The sequence below is a fragment of the Clostridium drakei genome, assembly GCF_000633595.2.
Lineage (GTDB): Bacteria > Bacillota > Clostridia > Clostridiales > Clostridiaceae > Clostridium_AM > Clostridium_AM drakei.
This window is the reverse complement of the sequence record NZ_JIBU02000024.1, coordinates 1-25,344: the sequence shown is the minus strand read 5'-3', so window position 1 is coordinate 25,344 and position 25,344 is coordinate 1. Positions and strand designations below refer to the sequence as shown.

21 protein-coding genes are annotated in these 25,344 nt (G+C 31.7%); 3 read left to right on the top strand and 18 right to left on the bottom strand.

Features of this window, described 5'->3' with window-relative positions; translation table 11 throughout:
* Nucleotides 1-93: 93 nt before the first annotated feature.
* The 7 genes from EG57_RS0214170 to EG57_RS0214140 all read right to left on the bottom strand — a co-directional run bounded on the left by EG57_RS0214170 (nucleotide 94) and on the right by EG57_RS0214140 (nucleotide 7,667).
* Nucleotides 94-675 (bottom strand): flavodoxin family protein, encoded by a 582-nt coding sequence (locus EG57_RS0214170; RefSeq protein WP_032077859.1) that lies wholly within the window; start codon nucleotides 673-675, stop codon nucleotides 94-96.
* Nucleotides 676-899: 224 nt separating this feature from the next.
* On the bottom strand, nucleotides 900-1,391 hold the full coding sequence (locus EG57_RS0214165) for a MarR family transcriptional regulator (RefSeq protein ID WP_032077851.1): 492 nt from the start codon (nucleotides 1,389-1,391) through the stop codon (nucleotides 900-902).
* Nucleotides 1,392-2,474: 1,083 nt separating this feature from the next.
* Nucleotides 2,475-3,437, bottom strand: a complete 963-nt coding sequence (locus tag EG57_RS0214160; protein WP_032077850.1) for a transketolase family protein — start codon at nucleotides 3,435-3,437, stop codon at nucleotides 2,475-2,477.
* Between the two features lie 3 nt (nucleotides 3,438-3,440).
* The gene (locus tag EG57_RS0214155; protein ID WP_007058932.1) at nucleotides 3,441-4,307 is read right to left on the bottom strand and encodes a transketolase; all 867 of its coding nucleotides are present in this window, start codon (nucleotides 4,305-4,307) and stop codon (nucleotides 3,441-3,443) included.
* Between the two features lie 38 nt (nucleotides 4,308-4,345).
* Complete coding sequence (locus tag EG57_RS0214150; protein WP_032077849.1) at nucleotides 4,346-5,389, bottom strand: zinc-dependent alcohol dehydrogenase; 1,044 nt, start codon at nucleotides 5,387-5,389, stop codon at nucleotides 4,346-4,348.
* Nucleotides 5,390-5,408: 19 nt separating this feature from the next.
* A complete protein-coding gene (locus EG57_RS0214145) occupies nucleotides 5,409-6,194 on the bottom strand; it encodes an SDR family oxidoreductase (RefSeq protein WP_032077848.1) in 786 nt (261 codons plus the stop codon).
* An 18-nt stretch (nucleotides 6,195-6,212) separates the two neighbouring features.
* Nucleotides 6,213-7,667 carry an MFS transporter gene (locus EG57_RS0214140; protein ID WP_032077847.1) on the bottom strand — a complete coding sequence of 485 codons (1,455 nt, stop codon included), beginning with the start codon at nucleotides 7,665-7,667 and terminating at the stop codon, nucleotides 6,213-6,215.
* Between the two features lie 472 nt (nucleotides 7,668-8,139).
* On the opposite strand from EG57_RS0214140, the gene EG57_RS0214135 reads away from it, so the two are divergent.
* Nucleotides 8,140-9,735 (top strand): helix-turn-helix domain-containing protein, encoded by a 1,596-nt coding sequence (locus EG57_RS0214135; RefSeq protein WP_032077846.1) that lies wholly within the window; start codon nucleotides 8,140-8,142, stop codon nucleotides 9,733-9,735.
* A gap of 154 nt (nucleotides 9,736-9,889) precedes the next feature.
* Nucleotides 9,890-11,089, top strand: coding sequence for a MerR family transcriptional regulator (locus tag EG57_RS0214130; RefSeq protein WP_032077845.1), 1,200 nt, complete (start codon nucleotides 9,890-9,892; stop codon nucleotides 11,087-11,089).
* A 77-nt stretch (nucleotides 11,090-11,166) separates the two neighbouring features.
* On the opposite strand, the gene mmsB is transcribed toward EG57_RS0214130, so the two are convergent.
* The 6 genes from mmsB to EG57_RS0214100 all read right to left on the bottom strand — a co-directional run bounded on the left by mmsB (nucleotide 11,167) and on the right by EG57_RS0214100 (nucleotide 18,980).
* Nucleotides 11,167-12,342 carry a multiple monosaccharide ABC transporter permease gene (gene mmsB, locus EG57_RS0214125; protein ID WP_032077844.1) on the bottom strand — a complete coding sequence of 392 codons (1,176 nt, stop codon included), beginning with the start codon at nucleotides 12,340-12,342 and terminating at the stop codon, nucleotides 11,167-11,169.
* Nucleotides 12,342-13,916, bottom strand: coding sequence for a multiple monosaccharide ABC transporter ATP-binding protein (gene mmsA / locus EG57_RS0214120; protein ID WP_032077843.1), 1,575 nt, complete (start codon nucleotides 13,914-13,916; stop codon nucleotides 12,342-12,344). Before mmsA ends, mmsB begins: the two co-directional genes overlap by 1 nt.
* Before the next feature lie 88 nt (nucleotides 13,917-14,004).
* A complete protein-coding gene (chvE, locus tag EG57_RS0214115) occupies nucleotides 14,005-15,102 on the bottom strand; it encodes a multiple monosaccharide ABC transporter substrate-binding protein (protein WP_032077842.1) in 1,098 nt (365 codons plus the stop codon).
* A gap of 149 nt (nucleotides 15,103-15,251) precedes the next feature.
* Entirely contained in the window at nucleotides 15,252-16,529 is a 1,278-nt protein-coding gene (locus EG57_RS0214110; protein WP_032077841.1) for a response regulator, read from the bottom strand.
* On the bottom strand, nucleotides 16,523-18,010 hold the full coding sequence (locus EG57_RS0214105; RefSeq protein WP_084572235.1) for a sensor histidine kinase: 1,488 nt from the start codon (nucleotides 18,008-18,010) through the stop codon (nucleotides 16,523-16,525). The genes EG57_RS0214110 and EG57_RS0214105 overlap by 7 nt, the downstream gene beginning before the upstream one ends.
* Nucleotides 17,991-18,980, bottom strand: coding sequence for a substrate-binding domain-containing protein (locus EG57_RS0214100; RefSeq protein ID WP_032077839.1), 990 nt, complete (start codon nucleotides 18,978-18,980; stop codon nucleotides 17,991-17,993). Before EG57_RS0214100 ends, EG57_RS0214105 begins: the two co-directional genes overlap by 20 nt.
* Nucleotides 18,981-19,261: 281 nt before the next feature.
* Here EG57_RS0214100 and EG57_RS25470 point away from each other — a divergent pair, with 281 nt between their 5' ends.
* Nucleotides 19,262-20,050 (top strand): hypothetical protein, encoded by a 789-nt coding sequence (locus EG57_RS25470; RefSeq protein WP_052037919.1) that lies wholly within the window; start codon nucleotides 19,262-19,264, stop codon nucleotides 20,048-20,050.
* A 66-nt stretch (nucleotides 20,051-20,116) separates the two neighbouring features.
* Here the strand turns inward: EG57_RS25470 and EG57_RS0214090 are convergent, their stop codons facing one another.
* From EG57_RS0214090 to EG57_RS26740, 5 genes are all read right to left on the bottom strand, one after another.
* Complete coding sequence (locus tag EG57_RS0214090) at nucleotides 20,117-20,899, bottom strand: EFR1 family ferrodoxin (protein ID WP_029160210.1); 783 nt, start codon at nucleotides 20,897-20,899, stop codon at nucleotides 20,117-20,119.
* 36 nt (nucleotides 20,900-20,935) lie between these two features.
* A complete protein-coding gene (locus EG57_RS0214085) occupies nucleotides 20,936-23,599 on the bottom strand; it encodes a translation factor GTPase family protein (protein WP_032077838.1) in 2,664 nt (887 codons plus the stop codon).
* Between the two features lie 163 nt (nucleotides 23,600-23,762).
* Nucleotides 23,763-24,071 (bottom strand): MGMT family protein, encoded by a 309-nt coding sequence (locus EG57_RS0214080; protein WP_032077837.1) that lies wholly within the window; start codon nucleotides 24,069-24,071, stop codon nucleotides 23,763-23,765.
* 445 nt (nucleotides 24,072-24,516) lie between these two features.
* Nucleotides 24,517-25,089, bottom strand: a complete 573-nt coding sequence (locus tag EG57_RS0214075) for an ATPase (RefSeq protein WP_029160213.1) — start codon at nucleotides 25,087-25,089, stop codon at nucleotides 24,517-24,519.
* 1 nt (nucleotide 25,090) lies between these two features.
* A complete protein-coding gene (locus tag EG57_RS26740; protein WP_200880565.1) occupies nucleotides 25,091-25,255 on the bottom strand; it encodes a hypothetical protein in 165 nt (54 codons plus the stop codon).
* Nucleotides 25,256-25,344: the final 89 nt, after the last annotated feature.

The following is a 25,344-nucleotide window of genomic DNA, read 5'->3' as shown; positions in this document are numbered from 1 at the left end:
TCAGTGACAATAAAATACAGCCTTTTCTCAATAAAGTTAGACTTCCTGTGGTTTCATTTTCATTATTGAAATCAATATCTATATCTTACCTCATTATTTCAGTAATCGTTCCGAAACCAACGATGAACCGATATTCTTCAAAGCAGTTTGCAGCTCTTCCTTTTCATGCACCGGTCCATTTCGCAAACCAGTAACAACAGGTACCTCTTTAACATCAAATTCCAGCAACTCAAACATGTGCTTTGTATAATCAATATAAGACTGGAATAAGTCGGAGTCAGGATTACCTTGATTAAACGTAAGAATTAGCTTTTTTTGGGCGGCATTTTCTTCTTGGAAATACGGAGAGTATCGCGGAGAAAATCGAGCAAACATCCTGTCGATAAATATCTTCGCCTGAGCACTCATCTGCATCATATAAATCGGTGATCCGAAAACAATAGTGTCAGCATGATCCATGGCATCATTAAGTTTCTCCATATCATCTTTGATAATACACCCCTGATCGCCCTTATGGCAGGCCCAGCAACCCTGACATGGTTTAATATCAAGATCACCGAAATTGAAGCATTGAGTTTCAGCGCCCTGTTCCCTTGCACCTTCAAGTATTTTGTTTACTATCCAAGCGGTATTGCCTTCTTTCCGTGGGCTTGCCATAAGTCCGATAATTTTCATATTTTCTCTTTTACCTTCTGGTCTGCTTACGATTTGTTCTGTACATTGTGTATTCATTTTAAATTCCTACCTTTCTAAAAATAGTCATTATGTTTCCTTGGCAACATAATCATTCTACCATTTTATTGTTTCCTCGTCAACAATAAAATAAAGCTGTGTAAAATCGCTAATATTTCAGCGTTTTCACACAGCTCTGCTTTAAATTATTTCTTGATACAATCACACTATTCAAAATCACTTTGATCTTTTATTTCTAGACCTTGTTTTTTTATTTCTGCATCCAAGTGCCTACTATACTTTTTCATGAAGCTAAGCATCATATCTAATTGTTCCTCAGTTACCTGATCAAATACAACTTTATCCCTCTGTTGAAACTCTTTATGCAATCCCTCATGAATTTTATAAGTTTCCTGCCCCTGTTTAGTAAGCCTAAAGTATATTTCTTTCTTATTATCCGTCTTCTGATAGCTTTCAATTGCCCCTTTTTTTATAAGCTTCTTAGTTATTTTACTTATAGCACCTCTAGTCATGTAAAAAGATTCTGCAAGTTTTGTAACATTAGAATCTACATTTTCTTCAATATATTCGATGCAATGCACTTCAGAAGACGTATATTCTTTAAGACTAGCTTCCATCTTAAACTTATTAAGTGAAACCATCTTGTTGTATACATCACTAAAGCCCTTTATGATATGTTCCGCTTTATTCCTGTTCATGGTTTGTCCTCCCATCTGTTGACACATTAACAATATTATATTAAACTTTTGTTTCTATTTCAACAATTTAAAAATATTGCGACACAAAGGTGCAATGGAAGTTTGAATTTTAACTTTCATTCCGTGATATATGATAAGGGTGTCATCACGGCTAAATGTTTTAATTATTCTAAAGCTCGAAATTTTTGAAGGCCTAAGAACTTTGTCAAACTCGGTTCCCTCAAACAAGACTAAAGTTCTAAGTCTTTCAAAAATTTTGAGCTAAGAATAATATTAAAACAATTTAGCTAATGTGATGACACCCTTATCATATATCACTGCATAAAAGTTAAAATTCAAACTAGCAACTTCAAGTGAATGTACATAATTACATTGATATAAGTAATTTTAGTAAGCTAAATTATATTTTTAATCATAACTTACAACGCCTAAAGATTAAGGCGGAGCCTGCTGTTAGGCTAATCTATTTAGTTTAAAAAGTAGCTGTTTTCTATTCTGTTAAAATATCTTAAAAGAAACTTATTATTTACGTGATTGAAAAATATAATGCTAAAACATACAAGTATTTTTCAAATACATTTAATAATCAACTAACTTACTATTTTTTCAGGCTGCGCCATAAGATATGTTAAAAGTAGCCAAGAATATACATAAACTAAGTAATAAGTATTATGAAAGCTACGCTTTTTATCAAGAATCATATCATTATATATTATAAGCAATTTTTTATATTAGAATTACGATAGTTACTACACAACTTTTTAGGTGAAGGGAGCTTTGAATATATGGTGTATAAAAGCTTTTGAGTGAATTTAGGGGCTCTTATGTCTAAAATTTAAGAAATCTCGTAATTTGAATCAGGACGGGACATTTGATCGGGTAGAGATTTTTTAAATTTTAGGCATTAGAGCTCCTTAATGAACGGCTGGCTTCTATACACCATATATTCAATGCGGACTCCACCTAAAAAGTTGTGTCGCAATGTGCTTATATTAAATCAAAATTCCATATACAAAAATTAAGTCATACTTAGTGCAACAGTCCCATCAACCCTACGCAATCATTATAAATCATGTTAGAAAATTAAAGCATCTTTTTCACTGTTTCAGCAATACTATGTGAATCCAGACCATAATATTTATAGATAGCAGTATCAGCGCCAATAACACTGAATTCATCAGGTAACCCAATTCTCTTAAACTTGCAGTGTATACCCGCTTCTGCTATAACTTCAGCTACTGCACCGCCAAGGCCACCATTAATACTCTGATCTTCAACAGTTACAACAAAACCTGTTTCCTTTGCAGATTTTAAAACTATATCAACATCAAAGGGTTTAATAGTATGCATATCTATGACTCTAGCATTTACACCTGTTTCTGCAAGCTCCTTTGCTGCCATAAGAGACCAATACACGCTGTTACCTGTCCCAATTAAAGTCAAATCATTGCCTTCCTTTACAGTAATAGCTTTACCAATTTTAAATTCATAATCATTATCTTTATATACATCTGGCTCCGCACCTCTTGCAATACGAATAATCATAGGTCCTTTATAAGTCATTGACTCTCTTACCAATTTTCTACACTGCCCTGCATCTGCTGGAACACAAATTGTTAAGTTTGGTATTGCTCTATAAAATGACAAATCAGCAATAACATTGTGGGTAGGACCTCCTCCAGATGTAACCCCAGAATGAGTTCCAATCAATCTTACAGGCACATCATTATAAGCAATATCTGTGTGTATCTGATCTGCTGCCCTCAGAGGAAGAAATGGTCCAAATACTTGTGAAAATACAATTTTGCCAGAAAGAGCTAATCCCGCAGATATACCAACCTGATTGGCTTCCGCAATGCCAATATTAAAACAACGTTCAGGATATTTTTTTATAAACTTTCCAGTAGATGTGGATGGTGCAACATTATCAGAATAAGTAAATGCAAATTCTAATCCTTCATCTGCCATTTTCATTAATTCGACCCCATAAGCTTCTCTTGCGGATGATAACATCTGATCAAAATCGAAAGTTGTTTCAACTGCCATAATTTATCTCACCTTTCTATTATTTTCTATTGATTTTAGTGCCTCGTCCAACTGCTCTTTAGCAATTCCGCCACCATGCCATACTGCATTATTTTCCATAAATGAAACACCGCAGCCCTTAGTGGTATTTGAAATAATACATATTGGCTTTCTTCTAGTTTCTGGATCTGCTGGTGGAAGAGATTGCAGGGCACTACAAACTTCATACATGTCATTACCTTGAATCTCTATAACATCCCATCCAAAAGCTTTTATTTTATCCCCTAAAGGATCAACATTCATTACATCCCTTGTGAAACCAGTCATCTGTAGGCGATTTTTATCAACAATTGCTACAAGATTGCCAAGTTTATAGTGTCCTGCTGCCATAAAGGCTTCCCAATTTGAACCCTCTTCAATTTCACCATCTCCTATGATACAGAAAGTTCTCCAGTAGGACTTTGACATTCTAGCACCTAATGCTAAACCGGTAGCTATGGATAATCCATGACCTAAAGAACCTGTTGATGCTTCAATGGCAGGAACATATTTTCTATTAGGGTGCATACCAAATTTGGCAGTATTTAAGGTTTCAAAATGTTCCACCATATATTCCATTGTATACATGCCTAAATCTGAAAATATAGTATACAATGTTTCTCCACAATGACCTTTACTTAAAATCAATCTGTCTCTTTTTTCCCATTTAGGATTTTTAGGATCGTAGTTCATGTACTTGTAATAGAGACCAACAGCCATATCAACGATAGACAATTCTCCTCCAAGGTGACCCATACCTATTTCATAGATAAATGAGCATAACTTTTTTCGAATCTCTACTGCCTTATCTTCTAATTGTTTAACTTGTTCCATATCAACATTACAATACATAATAGGCATCTCCTTTTTTCATTTATTTATAGAGGTTGTTAAAAATCATTACATTTGATAAGTATTTTGGGATATTTTCCACTAATTTGAGCAGCGAAAGCTTCTTCTGCCTGATCAATAGTAAAGATTTTCTGTATAAAAGGTTTTAAATTCATTCTAGGCATAATTTCAGTAGCACGTGGAAATGCATATGGAGCTACATTTATGCTAGAAATAGTCAATTCCTTACTGTACAGTTTGTCATATAGATTCAGTGGCATGTCATAGTTTTTTGGAAACATTGCAATATAGAGAACAGTTCCTCCTTTTGCAGCTATTTCACTAGCTGCTGGTGCAGCCTTAGGTGATCCCGAAGCCTCTATTACCAGGTCAAAACCCAATCCATTAGTTATTTTATTGGATTCTACACATACATCCTGCTCCAAAGGATTGATAATATAATCAGCACCAAATTCTTTGGCAAGTTCCTGTCTTTCCTTAATAGGTTCTATAAGTGTAAGTGACGTAGCTCCAAACATCTTCATTGCTTGAAGTGACAATAATCCTATAGGTCCTCCTCCTGAAATGGCAACTCGTTGGCCAATTTTCATATTTGTTTTGTCCACAATTCTAACTGCAATTGACACAGGCTCTAACAAGCACGCTTCTTCTAAGCTTACATCATCTGGAACTTTAAATACCTGAGATTCATGCCATACTACATATTCGGACATACCAGGCTTATTATCCGGATATTCACAGAACTGCTCCTGACCATTTCGGCAATAATAACATGTACCACAAAATCTTAAAAAATTTCCTGCAACCCTGTCCCCTACTTTTAATCCCTTTTTAACAGCCTTTTTACCAATTTCCACAATAGTGCCTGAAATCTCATGTCCTATTCCAAAGGGAGGTTCAAGACCAAAAATTCCTTCTACTAAATGTGGATCAGAACCACATATTGAACAGTAAGCAACCTTTATCTTGACATCCTCATCTCCCATTTCCTGCTCAGGCATATCTATAACCTGAACACGTCCCCTTTTATTAACATCAGGATCTTTTAAACTTCCTACCTTAACACAAGCAATAGTCTTCATAAATTTAAGCCTCCTTATTTTATAATGTTGTCTGGAATCCACCATCAACACTTATATACCATCCATTAATATAATCTGATGCACTACTTGCTAAAAATACGGCAGTCCCCATTAAATCATTAAGTTCACCCCAGCGACCACTTGGAATTCTATTTGTAATTTTGTTGTAAAAATCTTTATCAGCACGCAAGTCCTTGTTAACATCAGTTGCCAAAAATCCAGGACAAATAGCATTGGTTTGAATATTATACTGCCCAACCTCATTGGCAAATACTTTTGTTAAACCAAGAATGGCATGTTTACTTGCTGTATATGGTGGACATTTTTTATCCGCAGTAAAGGATAATGCTGAACCAATATTTATAATCTTACCAGAATTTTGCTTAACCATTTCTTTAACTACCCTGTGACTTAGATAGTATACAGAGTTCAAATCAATATCAATAAGCTTTTGCCATGCTGAATCTGGATACTCTAAAAATTCGGCAAACACACTTCCACCTGCATTATTCACTAGAATGTCAATTTTTCCATATTCTTTTAAGCAAGTATCAACAACTTCTTCAATATAATCCTTTTTTGTCAAATCTCCTTTCAAAAACTTAACCTTCTGACCAGTTTCTTCTATGAGACTCTTAATTTCAGATACATCATCTGTAAAGTGAGGTATAAAAAGATCAGCACCTGCTTTTGCAAAAGCAACTGCATAAGCCATTCCAAGACCTTGATTTGCACCTGTAACTACAGCTACTTTACCTTTAAGCGAAAATGCATTCATTGAAAAATCACTAAGCTTTTTTTCCATAATAACACCTTCCTATATTTATAATTTTATTGATTGGTCAGGGATTTCCTCTACTAGCTCAACCAAACAATTTTCTTTATCATTTTTATGTCTTATATCTAATTCAGCCATTATATCAGCTACTCTTTCTTCTGTTAAATTATAAAATATCATGAATATGATCAATGTAACTACGCAGACAGCAGCTGGTAAAATAGATGTCATAATTAGAATTCCATTTAAAGATTTTGCAGTTTGAGATACATTAGGAATATATCCAACATTAGCTAATATCAATGTAGGTATAACTCCCCCTACTGCTAATGAAACCTTTAATCCAAGAGTAATAAGTGAGTACACAACTGCGGCATGTCTTTTGCCAGTATTGTACTCAGCATACTCAACTGCATCCGGAATGATTGACCACAAACTGCCCATAAGTATACCATAGCCAAATGCAGCTACTGATTTAGCTATCATCATTACTGTAATTTGTGAAACCGGAATAATATATAAAACTGCTGATCCAAGGGCACCTAAAGCCAAACCAAGTGCAACAGTGTTTTTCTTTTTTATACGCCTAAACAGCATAGGTACAAAAGGAACTGCAACAACTGAAGGCAAAACATTCAACATAGAAAATAAAGCAACTAGGTCTTTTCTATTTACGTTATAAGTCATATAATAAATTCCTGAAGCTGATTGTATAGATGAAAATGCATAAACACCTACAAACAGTAAAAATAGTATGATACCTGGCTGATTATGTGTAATCTGATTAATAAACCCTTTAAGAGTAACTGGATCTAAATGAGATTTTACTCTTATACGTTCATGTAAAGTGGTATAACTATAAAGTAAAATAGCTCCACAAATAACAGAAAGTAAAATAATAGTCATCTGGTAACCTTTTGCTGCATCACCTCTACCGAAAACCTGTGATAAAATAGGAATAAACAGAGCAACTATTACACCACCTGACTGAGCAAACATCATTCTTACAGAATTTAGCCTAGTCCTCTCCATAGGATCTGCTGTCATGACAGTTGTACAAGATACATATGGATTAATTATGAAAGTATATAATGTGAGCATCAAATTGTACGTGGCATATGCCCATATCAATTTGCCCGTATGTCCCAAATTAGGTACTGTAAAAGTCAAAATACCTGCAATGGCAAATGGAATAGCTCCATAAATAAGATAACTTTTGTACTTACCATGCTTTGGATTCATTCTTTCTGCAATAACACCCATGGTAGGGTCCCATATCATATCCCATCCTCTAGAAATAAGAAACATAACAGAAACTTCTACAGCAGTTAATCCATAAACATCGGTATAATAGAATGTCAGGAACATTAAAATTGATTGAAAAACTAAATTCATTCCACCATCTACAAGGGAATATCCCACTACTTCTTTGGTAGGAAGTTTATAAAAGCCAGGATTATCACCACTTTTTTCATACAAATTTATTGTTTTTGCCTCCATTTCGTCAACTCCTTTTCAAATTTATACTTGTAATATAAAACCAGATATACAGAATGACTTGCAATTTTTAATCCCCTATAAGCTAAATTCTAGTAAACGATTACAAAGATCACCTCCAAATTAAGTTATTCTTAGACTTAGGTGGAGTTTTCCTGTAAGAAATAACTCTTACCTGAACAAGCTCGTAAAATGACATAGTTCAAAAGCTTAACTCCTCCTTTTTACTTACCACCTCTTGATTACTAATTTTATATTATTTATTCTCAACTTACGTGTGCTTTTTTTATGAAAAAGTGTGCTTTTCTATATTAATTTAGTAATGCATAATTTTTAAATATATTTTTTTAAACAGATACCTTTTTCATATATTTAGCAAATAATATTTACAAAATTTTAATATACATATACAATAAAATCATAGTCGAAAACCTATATATACTAGTAATTCAGGTGTTTGGGAGGTATTATGTAAATGTTTTCTAAGATTATCTTATATTCAGAAGATAAAATTGCTAATATACTATATAACTTCTATAAGACAACTAAAAATAATTTTTCCATTTCTTATATTGCTAATTCTTATAAAAATAGTATTGAAAAAGCAATAGAGCTTAATGCTGAAGTTATAATCATTCAACTTAAACATCCTGTATATAAAATTCATAATTTTTTCTACGATTTAGCAATGTCAAATATATACCCAATGGTCTTAATTTTTAATATTATTTCAGAAAATCAAATTATATATTCAATTACAAGTCATAAAGACATTACTTATATTAATAAAATAAAATCCTTTTTTACCCAATCTTTAAGTGAAAAATACACTTGCCATTTTGACTATATTGGCGAAGAAAAAGATTCAAACTTAGTAATGAATTTCAGAATCAGCAAACTAGAAAGAACCGAATATCTAAAAGATATTTTACGTGGAGTAATTAAAAGTGAATTTTTATATTATAAAAAAAAAGTAAACTTAAATTTAAATTATTACGGTTACTATGTGTATATTTGCAATCTTATGGAGATCGAATATTCAGATCACTATTTGAATAAAAATATTTATTACCTAACTGGAGAAGAATTTATTAAAGAATGTGAAGCTGTTCTTTATGAATATAGTGGGGGTGAAGTTTTTTATATTAATCCAAACATTTTGTGCATAATTATCAATGATTTTAATTGTACAAGTATTGCCACCAAGCAATGTAAACTTTTTGAAATTACTAGCAAATTAAATAGCATAACAAATTCAAAAACTGCATTCAGATATATGAGCAACTATATTAAAGATGTTGAAAATATAAGAGATGCTTATGAATCTTTCCATTATTTAAAAACATATAACTTCTTCTGTTCTGATGCTAAGTTACTCACTCAAAAATATATTAATTCAATAAAAAAAGACATAGACCACACCCTAATAGATAACACTATAAAAGAAATAAAAGAACTTATAAATTATGATATTTTCAATATTGAATTAAATAAATTGATATATAAACTATTTTTAGATATTATAAAACCAAGTTTTGATTACAATCTTTATTATTATTGCCATACTTCATTGTCATCGGAATTAGTTGACAGATATAGCAATCTATATAAAAAAATATTGCCAGATAGTTCACCGCACAAAAAAGTATTTTTTACCTCTATAGAAGATAAATGCAGTGAATTTGTCAATTCTGTAAATCAACTTAGGTCTGAACTTTCTGATAAATATATGATAAAAAATTCTATAGTTATTCAAGTATTAAATTTTATACATATTCACTATATGGAGGATATCACTATAAATCTTATTGCATCCAGCTTAAATATTAGTAATTCATATTTAAGCCAGATATTTAAGAAGGAAATTGGTATGAGCATTATAAAATACATTATCAACTATAGAATAGAAAAAGCCAAAGAACTTTTTTCTTCAAGTGATGACCTAATTTACAACATTGCTGAAAAAGTTGGCTTTTTTGATGAAAAACACTTTTCAAAAACATTTAAAAAAATTACAGGTCTGACTCCTATGCAGTATAAAAAGAAAAATGGAAAAGCCAAATATATCTAAAAAATATATTTGGCTTTAATTTTATTAAAAGTGTTGACCCTAACATTATGTCATAGTGTAATATATAATCAAGGGTTAAAAATACTAATAAAACTCATGCCGGCAGAGTGTTAGGCAGTATTAAAGCTCTAAAATCAAAGTTTGAGGTGAAGTTATGAGAACAGTAAAACAGGTTTCAGATTTAACAGGAATAAGTGTGCGTATGCTGCACCACTACGATAAAATTGGATTATTAAAACCAACTAAATTGACAGAAGCAGGTTATAGACTTTATGACGATGAAGCTCTTGAGACCCTGCAGCAGATTTTATTTTTTAAGGAACTTGATTTACCTCTAAAAGAAATTAAAGAAATCATAACAAGTCCTCACTTTAATAAGATGGAAGCACTAAAAAACCATAAGAAACTAATTATTTTAAAACGAGATAGATTAAATGGTTTGATAGAGCTTATAAATAAGACCTTAAAAGGAGCGAATACAATGAGTTTTGAAGAATTTGATATGAGTGAATATTATAATGTACTGGAAGAATTTAAGAAAGAAAATAAAGATAAAGTTATTAAGCACTTTGGAAGTATAGATAAATTTGATAAACTGCTTAAAAGAGGTACTGATACAGAAGCAAAACTTGCTAAAATGGCTATAGAAGAATATGGAAGCATAAAAAAATATGCTGAGGCTGTAAAGAAAAATTTGAATAATTCTGTGGCAATAACTAAAGCTGAACAAATTGATAAATTTAAAAAAGATTGTTTTTATGAAAGAAATCCTGAACTAAAAGAGCTGTATAAAAAACTCACAGCTGATTTAAATAAAGATCCTGCATCAAATGAGATTCAGAAAATTGCTGGTGAAATAACTAAAGTTGCTAAAAGAGATTATGATGCTTTTAAAAATGAACTTGGAGATTATTATTGGCTTACTATTGTACGACTTTATTCAACATTTCCTAAAGAGTTAGAAAAAGTTGATAAGGAAAATGGCGGAGTTGGTATGGCGTGGATAGATGAAAGATATGGAGAAGGTGCATCAAAGTTTATTGGAAAAGCTTTAAAAACTTATTTAGGAGATTATGAGCCTAAAATAGAAACACTATATAAAAGACTTACAGCTGACTTAAGTAAAGATGCTTTATCAGAAGGAATTCAAAAAATTATTTCTGAAATAGTAAATGAAACAGAAAAACAGCATAAAGCTTTAAAAGTAGAAGTAGGAGAAAATTACTGGAGCTATCAGGCAAATCAGTATTTGTCAGAGTCTATTTTAATAAAAGTAATGGATAAAAAATATGGAGCTGGTGCATCTAAATTTATTGGAGAAGCCTTGAAGTTTTATTCTGAAAATAATAAGTAGGCTCACTAACAAGAAACCCTAAGTAGAAATCTTTTCTATCTAGGGTTTCTTTATGAACATGATTATGCATTTTTTTCCTAAGATTTTGATTTGTTTTTGGAAATTACGTCAAAGGCAACAGCTGCCAAAAGTACAATTCCTTTAATAGACATCTGCATATCACTTCCTACTCCAAGTATGGACATACCATTATTGAGGACACCCATAACCAAAGCACCAATAATAGCACCCATAACTGTACCTACACCACCATATGCTGATGCACCACCTATAAAACAAGCTGCTATTGCATCTAATTCAAAGTTTAAACCTGCCTGAGGAGATGCGGAGTTAATACGTGAGGCAAACATCATACCTGCCACTGCCGATAAAACAGCCATATTCACATAGGCCAAGAAAAGCACCTTGTTTGTATTAATACCAGAAAGTTTTGCAGCCTTTTCGTTGCCACCCATTGCATAAAGGTAACGTCCAGGAACAGTGTTTGTTGTAAATATGGAGTAAACTAAAATGAGAAATCCTATAAATAGCAAAGCAATTGGAATGCCTTTATAAGATGCAAGCCAGTAAAAAAATAAATTAATTACAGCTACTATAACTACAATTTGAGTTATAAAAAGTGATAATGGACTAAGCGGAAAATCATTTTTTTGTTGTTTTGATCTCTTTTTTAACTGTAGAACTACATATACAATAGATATAATGATACCTGCAAAAATAGCTGTAAAATTTAACTTTGTTCCAAATCCACCAAAAATATCTGGTATAAATCCAGAACTAATATTTTGAAAACTCTGTGGAAATGGCGCAAGAGTTAATCCTTTGAGCATTGTAATAGTAAGACCTCTAAAAAGAAGCATTCCTGCAAGAGTTACGATAAAGGATGGTATTCGTATATATGCAATCCAAAAACCTTGCCATATTCCAATAATCACTGAAAGTAGAATGGCAATTAATATAGCAAGTCCCACACTCATTTTCATAGTTATTATAAGTGTACCAGCTACAGCTCCAATTAAAGCACATAAAGATCCTACTGAAAGATCGATATTACCTCCTGTTAAAATAGCAATAGTCATACCGATTGCTAAAATGAATACATATCCATTTTGAAGTATTAAGTTTGTTACATTCATAGGAACTAAAAGGACTCCACCTGTTGCAACTTGAAAAAAGGCCATTATTAGTACTAAAGCAATAATCATTGCATATTGTCTTATATTGTTTTTGAACATTCTTTTAAATACTTCCATTATTTTACCTCCCCGTTATCTTGCTGGCATGCTGCTTGTACCTTTCTATTTGTGCTCTTCATTATACATTTCATTATACTTTCTTGTGATGCATCCTCACGTGAAAGCTCACCCACAATTTTGCCTTCATTCATTACATAAATTCGATCACACATCCCCAATATTTCAGGAAGTTCTGAGGAAATAAACACAATAGACTTTCCCCTATCTGCCAGCTTATTAATGATTGTATATATCTCAAACTTAGCACCCACATCAATTCCTCGAGTAGGCTCATCTAATATTAATACTTCAGGATCTGCAAAGATCCATTTACTAAGCACTACTTTTTGCTGATTTCCACCAGACAGATTCCCAGCATTTTGAAAAACACTTGGAGATTTAATATTTAATTTTTTTCGGTACTCCTCAGCTACTTGAATTTCTTTATGGTCATCCACAAATTGTTTATTACTTATTTTATTAAGATTTGCGAGAGATATATTTCTTCGAATATCTTGCATAAGAACAAGACCTGCTGTTTTTCGATCTTCTGTAACATATGCAAGACCATTATCTATGGCTTCACGAACATTTTTAAGAACAAGTTCTTTGCCATCTTTTATAATTTTCCCGCTTATATGTTTACCATAGGCTTTGCCGAATATGCTCATGGCAAGCTCCGTCCTTCCAGATCCCATTAGACCTGAAAAACCCACGATTTCACCCTTGTGAACCTTAAAACTTACATCGTCAATGACCTTTTTATCTTCAATAAAAGGATCATATACAGTCCAATTCTTAACCTCAAATACAATCTCCCCAACTTTGGATTTCCTAATAGGAAATCTATTTGTTAATTCACGGCCTACCATACCTTTAATGATTCTATCCTCACTTAAATCCTTGTCCATTTTATCTAAAGTCTCTATTGTTCCACCATCACGAATAATAGTAATAGAGTCTGCTATCTTTAAAATCTCGTTTAATTTATGAGAAATAAGAATAGAAGTAATTCCCTCTTTTTTTAATTCTAATAATAAGTTTAATAAATTATTTGAATCCTGTTCATTTAATGCAGCGGTAGGTTCATCAAGGATTAAAAGTTTCACATTTTTTGCCAAGGCTTTTGCGATTTCAACAAGTTGCTGTTTACCAACACTAATATCTTTGATCAGTGTATTAGAATCATCATTTAGTCCTACTTTTTGCATTAATTTCTTTGCATTTGCATGAGTTTCATCCCAATTAATAAAATTATGCTTTGCTTGCTCATTTCCAAGGAATATATTTTCTGCTATTGAAAGATACGGAATTAGGGCTAATTCCTGATGAATGATACCAATTCCAGTTTTTTCACTATCCTTTATTTCCTTAAACATACATTCCTTACCTTCATATATGATTTCACCACTATAAGTACCATATGGATATATTCCACTGAGCACATTCATAAGAGTTGATTTTCCAGCTCCGTTTTCACCAATTAGAGCATGAATTTCTCCAGGCTTAACTTTAAGATTTACATTATCAAGGGCTTTTACACCAGGAAAAAGCTTTGTAATATTTCTCATTTCAAGTATAAATTCATCCATACCTACATCTCCTAACATCATTCTGATATCTGAAAGCCGAATACCTAATGAAAGGTCTTCGGCTTTAAAATACAACTATGTTTAATTTCTACTTCAAATCAGATTCTTTATAATATCCGCTGTCTATAAGAATTTTTTTATAATTGTCTTTATCTGCATAAATAGGATCACAAAGGAATGATGGTACAACTTTTGAACCATTGTTATATGTTTTTGTGTCATTTACTTCAGCTTGTTTACCTTGAACTATTGCATCCACCATTTCAACAACTTTATTTGCAAGTGTTCTTGTATCTTTAAAGATAGACATTGATTGTTGATCATGGATCATTGCAAGTATATTTGGTTTATCACAGTCTTGACCAGTTAAAACTGGATATGGCTTATTTGCACCACCGTAACCAGCATTTTTAAGAGCAGCAACAATACCAATTGCTAAACTATCATTTGGAGAAAGAACAACATCAAGCTTTGTTCCTTTTGAATAAGTTGATGTAATTAGATTATCCATTCTTGCTTGCGCTTTAGCTGAATCCCAACCTTGAATAGCGATAGTTGTAAAATCTTTTTGTTTACTACCTACAACAAGTTTGCCATTGTCAATATATGGTTGTAGTACGCTCATAGCGCCTTTATAGAAAAAGGTTGCATTGTTATCATCTGGTGAACCACCAAACAATTCAATATTAAAAGGACCTTTTCCCTCCTTAAGTCCAAGCTTTTTTTCAATATATTGACCTTGAATTACGCCTACTTTAAAGTTATCAAAGGTTGCATAATAATCTACATTTGGACTTTTCATAATCAATCTATCATAAGCAATAACCTTGATTCCATTATCTGCTGCTTTCTTTAAAACATCTGTAAGAGCGGCACCATCAATAGATGCAACCACAAGAACTTTACATTTTTTTGTAATCATATTTTCAATAGATTGTACTTGAGCATTTACATCATTGTTTGCATATTGCAAATCAACCTTATACTTCTTAGCTTCAAGCTGTTTCTTCATGTTTTCACCATCTTGATTCCAACGTTGAAGAGATTGAGTTGGCATAGCAACACCTATAACACTTGTTTTTGCCCCATCATCTGATGCTGAAGTCGCTGTCGTAGCTTTATTACCACATGCTGATAGACTAAGAGCAAGTACCCCTACTAGCATTGTAGAAAGTAATTTTTTCATTTTAGTCCCCCCTATATACAAATATTTGGTATATTTTAATAGTACAACATGTGTACGTTTACCTGAATGTAATTCTTTGCCTAGTCGTAATCAAATATTGCGCAATTTTTACGCAAAAAAAGACTAGAGCAGTGCAAAAAAATACTACTCTAGGTTTTGCTGTGTTTAAACTCTGTTGGGCTTACCCCTGAATATTTCTTAAATACTTTACTGAAATAGTTAGGTTCGCTGTATCCTACTGAATAACATACATCTTTAATGGCCATAGAAGTGGTTATTAGGAAATCTTTTGCTTTGTTGATTCTTACTATGTTTATATAATCAGAAAAATTAAAACCCAGTATTTCCTTGAAGGTTCTACTAAAATAATAAGGACTTAAATTAAACTTTGCTGCTGTCTTTTCAAGATCTATTTCTTCTTGAATATTATCTATAATATATTGCTTTACAGCTTTAAAAAGAGCAACTTTTTCCCTGTCAATATTTTGAGACTTTCCAGTAGTATTTATATCACCAAAATAATAAATGCCCTTGTCCTCTAATTTATGCTCCAAAGCACTACAAGCTTCTTCATAGGATTTGTGAAGGAGTTCAAAACCACCATAACACATTCCAATGCCAATATACAGAAATACCCCAAAATTTTTCTTTACTTCACGTTTGATGTCAACTGCAAGTGTAACTGCATTCTGTTTTATTTCCATTTTTGTCTCTATGTTTATTTCTTCTTCCAAGTTTTTTAATTGAATAAAATAAACTAGTTTATCTGTAAAGAGATAACTTCCAATTGCTTTGTATCTATGATTAATATATTCTTTTACATACTCTCCAAGATGAAATTTAAAATTTTCATCTTTAGGCGCTTCTTTTAACTGAGCAACAATAGAATATCCATTTTTAAAATCTAAACCAAGATATCCTTTGTAAGTTTGGTAATCAGTTAAATAAAGGGTATCATTAATAATAGAATAGCTTAATTCATTTTCCAAAATGGGCAAAAGGGTATAAAGTTTTTCCTGATTTTCAATTTCCTGTCTTCGTTTCTCTTTCTCACTATTAACAAAATTAACTGCTTCCTTTATCTTTTCTATAATTTCTCTCCTGCTGAAGGGCTTTAAAATATACTGCTTCACATTATTTTTAACAGCTTCAACTGCAAAATCAAAATAATCATAAGCTGTAAGAATGATAAAATAAGTATTGGGAAGAAACTTATTAATTTCTTGTATCGCTTTAAGTCCATTGATACCAGGCATTTTTATATCTGTAATAATGATATCTGGTCGTATTCTTTCTGCTATTTCTATTGCTTCTCTTCCATTTTTAGCCTCACTTATTTCAAGGTGATCCGCAAATGCAGTAGTAAGCATACTAAGCATTGAATCTCTATCATACTTTTCATCATCAGCTATAAGCAATTTTAACATATATCTTTCAGCTCCTTTATAGGGATTTTCAAATAGACCTTTGTACCAAAGTCTTTTTTACTCTCTATTTTAAAAATGTCTTTTTGTCCATATATTAATTCAAGCCTTTGAACTACACTTCTTATGCCCATTCCCGTTGTATGTCCAATATGCTCAAGTTCAATGTCTCCTGAAATAATTTTATTTAATGTTTCCTTGTCAATACCACAACCTGTATCCTCTATAAGCACTGTACATACATCTTCCTGCTGCAAAATATCAATATTTATAACCCCCCCCTCTTCTTTAGGCTCTATACCATGTATAAATGCATTTTCAACAAAAGGCTGAAGGGTCATTCCAGGAACTAATACCTTTGCTAAATCTCCTCTTACGTTAAGATTAAATTTAATCCGATCTCCAAATCTTAATTGTTGAATAAACATATATTGCTTAACCACAGTAACCTCTTCTTCTATTGAAGCATTTCTGTCCATCATTCGGAGGCTATACCTAAGTATTCCTGAAACTGATGTAATAAGGCTTTCTGTTTGCAAAGCATTTTCTCTTATTGCGGTCTGGTTAATACAATTTAAGGTGTTGAATAAAAAGTGGGGATTAATTTGAGATTGTAAAACTTTTAGCTTGGATTGTTTAAGGGCGTTTTGATATTTTAATAAATTCATTTCCTCATTTCTAAGCTTCATTTCCAGTTCCGCTTTTTCCTCTATGAAGTTTATATGTTTTTTTATATCGTGAATCATTGTGCTAAAAGCTTCAGATAATATATCTAGCTCATAAATGAAAGTTTTTTTTCCTTCATAAAATGAAAAATCACCATAGGATACTTTTTTAGAAGCCTCTACTAATTCGTGAAGTTTTTCCAATATATTTTTAAGAAAAAATAAAGTATAGAGTATACTTATTATCAATGCAGTTATGATGTAAAATAGTAATACTTTATATATGGTCTTTTCTTTTTCTTTAAGCTTATTATAAATTTCATTATTATAACTTAAATAACTTTCACTTAACTGCGTTAGGAATGTGTTACTATAAGAGAAAATTTCTTTGGTAAAAATATAATGCTCATAATACAAATCTATTCCACCTTGTTTTGAAGAAATTTCAATAGTAGCATCTCCAGAGGTTTTATAACTTCTTAGGGAATTTTGAAGGTCTCTTAGAATATACTTGCTGTGAAGATCAAACTTTCCCTCAAGTAAGATTAAATTATTCATAGCCTTATCATAGCTTGTCTCATATTTTTTTTTACTTTCTTTAGAACTTTCAATCATGTACTTATTAAAATTAGTAAAGGAATCATTGAGAGAGTTTTTAACTTCCTTCGTTAAACTCATTTTATTTAGCATATTATCATATGAATATGTTATTTGTTTGCTTATAATAAAGGATATAATACTATTAGTAGCTATAGGAATAATTGTAATAATGACAAATATTATAAACTTCCTTCTTAAACTACTTGTTTTCACTATCATACTCTCCTCGTGTTTTTTTAAATTCATCAATGTTATATTTATTAACTACACTAACATCTGTAAGAAATATACCCTTAGTATCTTTACCTTCCATAATATCCATTATTATATTTACTGCTTTATATCCCATACCATAGGGATCTTGTACGATTGTAGAAGTAATAATTCCACTTTTTATATAATCAAGGGTTTCAGGCAAATCATCAAAACAAATGATTTTAACTTTTTCTGCAGCTCTCATGCTGATTAATGCTTTAGCTGCACCTTGTCCATCTAATGCTGAAGTACAAAATATAGCTTTGATATCCTTGTTATTTATCAATATTTTTTTAGTTGCAAGCTCTGCTTCTAACAGGTATGAATCTGAAGACTCAATTTCTGATATGTTAAGTTTTGAATTATTCTTTATATACTCAGTGAAACCCTTTATTCTTTCTATTTGATTCTTAACATTTTTCCCACCCATAATAATACCCACATTGCCATAGAGACCAACATTATGAATCATTTCCTTGGCGCCAACTTTGCCTGCAGTAATGTTATCGGTACCTACATAAGCCAAACGCTTACTATTTTCTGCATCAGAATCCACTGTTACAATTGGAATTCCACCTGCTAATACTTTATCGATAACAGGTTTATACATCGCTTCATCCTGAACATAAGTAATAATTCCACTTACCTTAGCAGCATAGGCCATATTTATAAACTTTATCCCCTCATCTACGCTTGCAGTATCTGGTCCTTGAAAATCAATCACAGCATTTCTTTGTTTCGCTGCCTTTTCTGCTCCTAATTTTATATATTTCCAATAAGGATTTGAGTACACATGACTAATTAGTGTTATTTTAGGTTTAATTTTCTCATCAATACTAGGCGGTTCTCTAAGAGCAGTTAAAAGCAGTCCATTCATTACTATAAAGTATAAAATAAACAATGTGCATTTTATAAATACTGAAAAATTTTTCATTTATTTTCACCCCATATGTTAAATTATAACATATTTTACTTTATATATGGTGCAGATGTTGATGAAAAATGCTTTGGTATAAAAACTTTCCAATTTCTATATTATCCGCTGGCCATTTTGAACTGTTTGGATAATCAAATTACAAACTAAATTTGACACAAAACTTTTAACAAGCTGTAACATTTTTGTAATACAAAAGATTTATTATATATCCATACCAAGAAATAAATTGTGAAATTAAAAAAATTGAAAACATAAAAAAATTAAAGGAGTGTATTAAAATGAATAGGAAAAAATTAATGAGTAAAATAATAACTGCAGTAATAGCTGGTGGTGTACTAATTTCAACTGGAACTGCTGTCTTTGCCGCAAATAGTACTAGAAGTTCTTCAAATACCAACACTACTAAGCAGGAAGCTAGAATGAATAAGGAAAACAAATCAGACATGATGAAATCACAACTTGATAAGTTAGTTACTGCTGGAACTATTACTCAAGCTCAAGAAACTACCATATTAAATAAAATTAGTCAGGAAGAAACAAATAGACAAACTGACATGGATAAGATTAAAAATATGACTGAAGCTGAACATCAAGCTTACTTTGAAAGCAAAAAAACTTCAGAAAAAACTGATTTTCTAGCCTCTCTTGTAACTGATGGCACTTTAACTCAAGCTCAAGCTGATGCCATAAAGACTGCACTTCCTCAAGGTCATGATGGCAAAGAAGGCAAAAAAGCCAGCGGTATGCCTGCTGATAAAATGAAAACTCAACTTGACACTTTAGTTACTGCTGGAACTATCACTCAAGATGAAGAAACTAAAATAGTAAACTACTTTACTGAAAAGCAAACTGAAAGACAAGCTGAAATGGATAAAGTTAAAAATATGACTGAAACTGAGCGTAAAGCTTACTTTGAAAGTGAAAAGACTACAGAAAAAACTGATATGTTTAGTGAACTTGTAACTGCTGGAATTATATCTCAAGATAAGGCTGACGCTATTAAGGCTGCAATGCCTGCTCCAAAAGCTCATAATGCAGCTCAATCCACAACAACAACTAATCAATAGAAAATGATAAAAACCACCAAACTGGTGGTTTTTATTGCCTTTTGTGGATATACCAATAAAATGTATTTATATATACCAAATGTTATTTCTACTCTTTCTTCCAAACCAAGAAAATGGGTATTTTAATCCTTTTATAATTAATTCTGCTTTTCTTGCTCTTATATTGCACTTTTTCACACAGGAAAAGCATCTTATGCACTTATTATTATCTATCATCAATGTGTTAGAGTCTATAGCTTTCGTAGGACAACTTCTTGCACACAAACCACATCTATTACATTCCCCTTGAATAACAGGTTTCTTCACCCATGATTTCACCATACATTCTGGAAATTTTTCAATAAATAGCGGCAATATTGTATTTGGAATACTTACTTCTTCATTTATTCCCTTATTTATTTTATCTTGAATGGCTAATCCAAATAGCTTTGCCTGCTGAAGATCCTTCTCATTAGGTCTTCCACTGGCAACTGGTGCTTCTTCTAAAGAATAAGTATGTTCACCAATAAACGCTCCTGCACCTATTAATGAACAATTTTGCTTTCTAGCCAATTTCCTATACTGCTTAAGACTTAATCCATAATTCATATTGCCATATACCGCAATCCCAACTATTTGCTTTCCTTTTGTACACTTCATTTCAAAGCATTTCATAATTCTTGAGAGAATACGTCCTCCATAAACTGGAGATGCAAATATAATCAAACCAGCTTTAGAAGGAACTATTTTTTTATAAGAAGTCATATCAACTCTGGTAAAAACAATATCTCCTCTTATACCTTTTGAAAGTGCATTTACTATTTTTACTGTGTTTTCTGTTGCAGAATAATATACAATTTCACATGTCACTATTATCACCTATTTTTCAAAACAATTTGCATTCCACTATTTTAAAAATTTATTAAATTGTCCTTTGTCTTCTTCAGATAACGTATCGGACAAAACATTACGTTCCATCCTATATTTTTCACTATATTCTTCCATCATTTTCTTATTAGCTAACTCTATTTCGCCCATTAAATCCATAGCAGATAATAAGGCTGCTCCGTTTCCTCTAATAATTATCTGTTCTAAGTTATCTGAAGTAGCAACTGTTATACTGTAATTTCCGTGGTTCTCATGAACAAACTTTTCAATATATTGATCTGCAGTTTCCGCTTCTTTTGTATAAACAACATGAATGTTATTATAATCATATATTTCCACCTGATGCCCCTGAACACGGTAAGCATCAAAAACTACGATAATTTTATTTCCTTTAATACCTTGATAATTACATAAAATATCTAGTAATTTTGTCCTAGCTGCATCAATATTATCCTTTGCAATTTCCTTTAGACCCTCCCAAGCAAAAACAATATTATAACCATCCACCAATAGGTAGTTTTCCTTTGCTATATTATTTACACTGCTATAAGTATCAGTTTTATAATGACTCTCTAAAGCAGTTCTCCTTTTTTTCCAAATAGATTTTTTACCTTGATTGGCATAAAAGGTTCTATTTATGATCTCGTCAATTTCATCTAAGCCTATAGATTGCTCCTGTGCTTGGGATGATTTTTTTGTTATTTGTGAACTAGTGCTTTCTTCTTTCTGCAAATAGCTCTCTAAATGCATATGATTTTTAACCTCATCCCAATTCACTAAAAAACCAGTACCGTTAGCACAAAAAACTGAACCTGTAGGATTTGCTGTATCTCTTTCTGGATCATATCCAATACTTTTTATAATTTCATCTGAATTATGGCAAGGTGCATATCCCTTTAAACTGTAAAATAATCTTCCCTTGCCTTTGGTATAGCTAATAACATCTCTTTGATAGTTTCTCATGGTAACCACAGGAGCGCTTCCTACAACTGTTGCTATGTCTCCATTTACCCCAGTTATTTCGCATGTCCCATGCATTTTTTCAACATCCGTCATAGCCCTTCCCACCATTTTTTCCGGCAGCTCTAATTGAAATTCATAATATGGTTCTAGCAATATAGAATTTGCCTGCATAAGCCCCTGTCTCACTGCACGATAAGTGGCTTCTCTAAAATCACCACCTTCAGTATGCTTTTTATGAGCCCTTCCTGCAACTAATGTTATTTTCATATCTGTTATCATTGAGCCAGTTAAAACACCTTTATGAGCCTTTTCTTCTAAATGAGTCAGTATCAATCTCTGCCAGTTCTTTTCTAAACAATCTTCACTACAGTTTATAAAAAACTGTAACCCACTGCCAAGTTCTCCAGGTTCCATCAACAGATGTACCTCAGAATAATGTCTTAGAGGCTCAAAATGACCAACACCTTCTACAGTATTCAAAATTGTTTCTTTGTAAAGTATAGTTCCAGAATCAAAGGTTACATCAATATCAAAACGGTCTTTTATAATGCTTTGTAAAATTTCAATTTGTACTTCTCCCATTATTTGAACCTGAATTTCTTGCAAATTCTCCTCCCAAATAATATGAAGTTCAGGCTCCTCCTCCTCTATTTCACGCAGCTTTGGAAGCATTATTCTTGGATCACAGCCCTCTTTTAATATAACCTTGTATGACAAAACCGGCTCAAGCAGTGGTTTAGAAGATGCTCTTTCAGCACCAAGCCCTTCATCTGGATAGGTTTTTGTAAGTCCAGTAACCACACATATTGCTCCAGCCTCTGCTTCACTTACAAGTTCAAATTTCTGACCTGAGTAAATTCTAATTTGATTTATTTTCTCTTCCCAAATATTATATGTACTGTTTTCCATGTCTGCAGTTTTATTGGTTAAAGCTGTCTTAACCTTTAAGCTTCCTCCAGTTATCTTCATAAAGGTTAGACGGTTTCCTTGATCATCTCTAGAAATTTTAAATACTTTTGCACCAAACTCCTCTGAATAGAAAGGTCTTTCAGAATACTTTACTATTCCATTAATAAATTCTTCTACACCTTCTAATTTAAGTGCAGACCCAAAATAGCATGGAAAAACCTTACGACTCTTTATTAATTCAGAAATCAGAGCGCTTTTAATTTCACCTGTTTCTATAAAGTTCTCCATAACCTTTTCGTCACACATTGCAACTTGGTCATAAAAGATCTCCATATCATTTTCTTGGAACTCTATACATTCATCATTTAATCTATCTTTTAGCTCTTTCATAAGCTTTTCTTTATCAGTACCTACTTGATCCATTTTATTAATGAATATAAACACCGGGATTTTATATATAGACAATAAACGCCATAAAGTTTGGGTATGACCCTGTATTCCATCAGCACCACTTATGACTAATATTGCATAATCTAATACTTGAAGTGTTCTTTCCATCTCTGCTGAAAAGTCTACATGCCCTGGAGTATCAAGCAAAGTAATTTGTACTTCATCCGCCTGAAATATGGCTTGCTTTGAGAATATGGTTATTCCTCTTTCTTTCTCGAGACTATAAGTATCTAGATAAGCATCTTTATTGTCTACTCTTCCTAGCTTTCGAATTTTTCCACTTAAATATAGCATACTTTCTGATAATGTTGTTTTTCCCGCATCTACATGTGCTAATATTCCTACTACTATTTTTTTCATGATCTATTTCAATTCCTTTACTTTGGTATCAACTTATATATGTATTATATCTTGTTTAGCAGCAAATGTCTTGAGTAGACAAATAAGTTGATAATTTAATAAAAACTTTCAATGATATATTTCCTTGGTCTAATGGCACCATACCTCATGTTTAATCTGCATCCTAACATTCCCATTTATTTTTCTTCATATCAACATGATTCTCATCTTTAAAGGATACACCTTCTTCTAATAGCAGAAATCGTTGTTCTTGCCATCCAGGTACCAACCTTCCAGCATGATTTACCACACGATGACATGGATATCTCCCATAAAATTCTGCTTGGCTAAGAACCTTCCCTACAAGTCGTGCATTCTTATCCCTACCAATGAGGCTGGCAATTTGTCCATAAGTAGCCACTTTCCCTTCTGGGATTTCTTCCACAACGGAAAGTATTTCATAAATTAATTGTTCATTCATAATCTTTTTCATATATTCACCTACGATATAAATCCTTACTTGGATATATTGTTATATCTTTAAACAATATTTTAATATTTAATGTTCTGTCTTGGTGATAAAAAATAAACATTTATTTTTAACTAATTTTACAATAGCCATAAAACAAAATAAATATTCTAGGGACTGCTTAGTGTTACCATCACTAAGCTTTTCTTATTTATATAATATCAAATTTTTATAAAAAATAAACATATATAATTTTTTCTTTATTAAATATATTTACTGTATTTTTATAATATAGTTAAACTTATCTATTCTAGTATACCTTCATCTCTTAATAAGTTAATAATGGTACGGTTAACCGTAAGTATTTAATCGGATAACCTAAAAAGAGACATTTCTAATTTAAATGTCTCTTTAAAAATCAGCTATATTTAAGAAGAGTCTTATAAAAAAGTAACTCTGCAAAACTTTTTTAATATATATTTTTAAAAGAATTACAAATCCAATTAGGTATTTTTCTATCTTTCCATACTATTTTACCGTTTTCAATTGACATAACTATTTTTAACATTTCCGTATTATCATATATATTAATTTTATCACATATATCAATAACTCTATTTAAATTAACTAATGATTCAATATATCTTCTCTCTATAGCTTCAGACGAGATTCCATGTCCACCTTTGCTAATTCTTATTCTAACTCTTTCTTTAGCTATCTCAACATTTTCTACACCTATATAATTCATTACAAGATAAAACCCATTTTGTTTTGCTAATTTTATATTTTTAATTATACTTTTACCTGATAATGTGGTTTCTTGGTTAAATGATATTCCTTCTAAAATATAATGCTTTATTAATTTTACAGCTTCTCTTGCACATTTTATTTGAAGATTATCATCTTGCCATGATCCAATCTTTGCCACCATCTCATCAGTGTTTATTCTTTTCTCATCTTTATTTTCATTATAATATATTGATTTGTATATAGAGGTTTTTCCAGCACCATTTACACCTGCAAATATAGTATAGACTTTCATCTTATCTACCTATAACTTTCATTTGCTCTCTTTGAAGAATCATATTTGATAAATTCGCATAAAAATCTTTTTCTTCTTTTGTTTTTGCACCTTGGAATAGTTTCATTACATCACTATATGAATAACTTAAAAAAATATCATATAGACTTTTCTCTTCATTCTTCATAAGACATTCCTCCCTATAAAAAAACTATTATTTAGTCGCTTGCGGAATTCCGCAAGCGTTGATTCGCCTAACTTTTTAGCCGTTAGGCT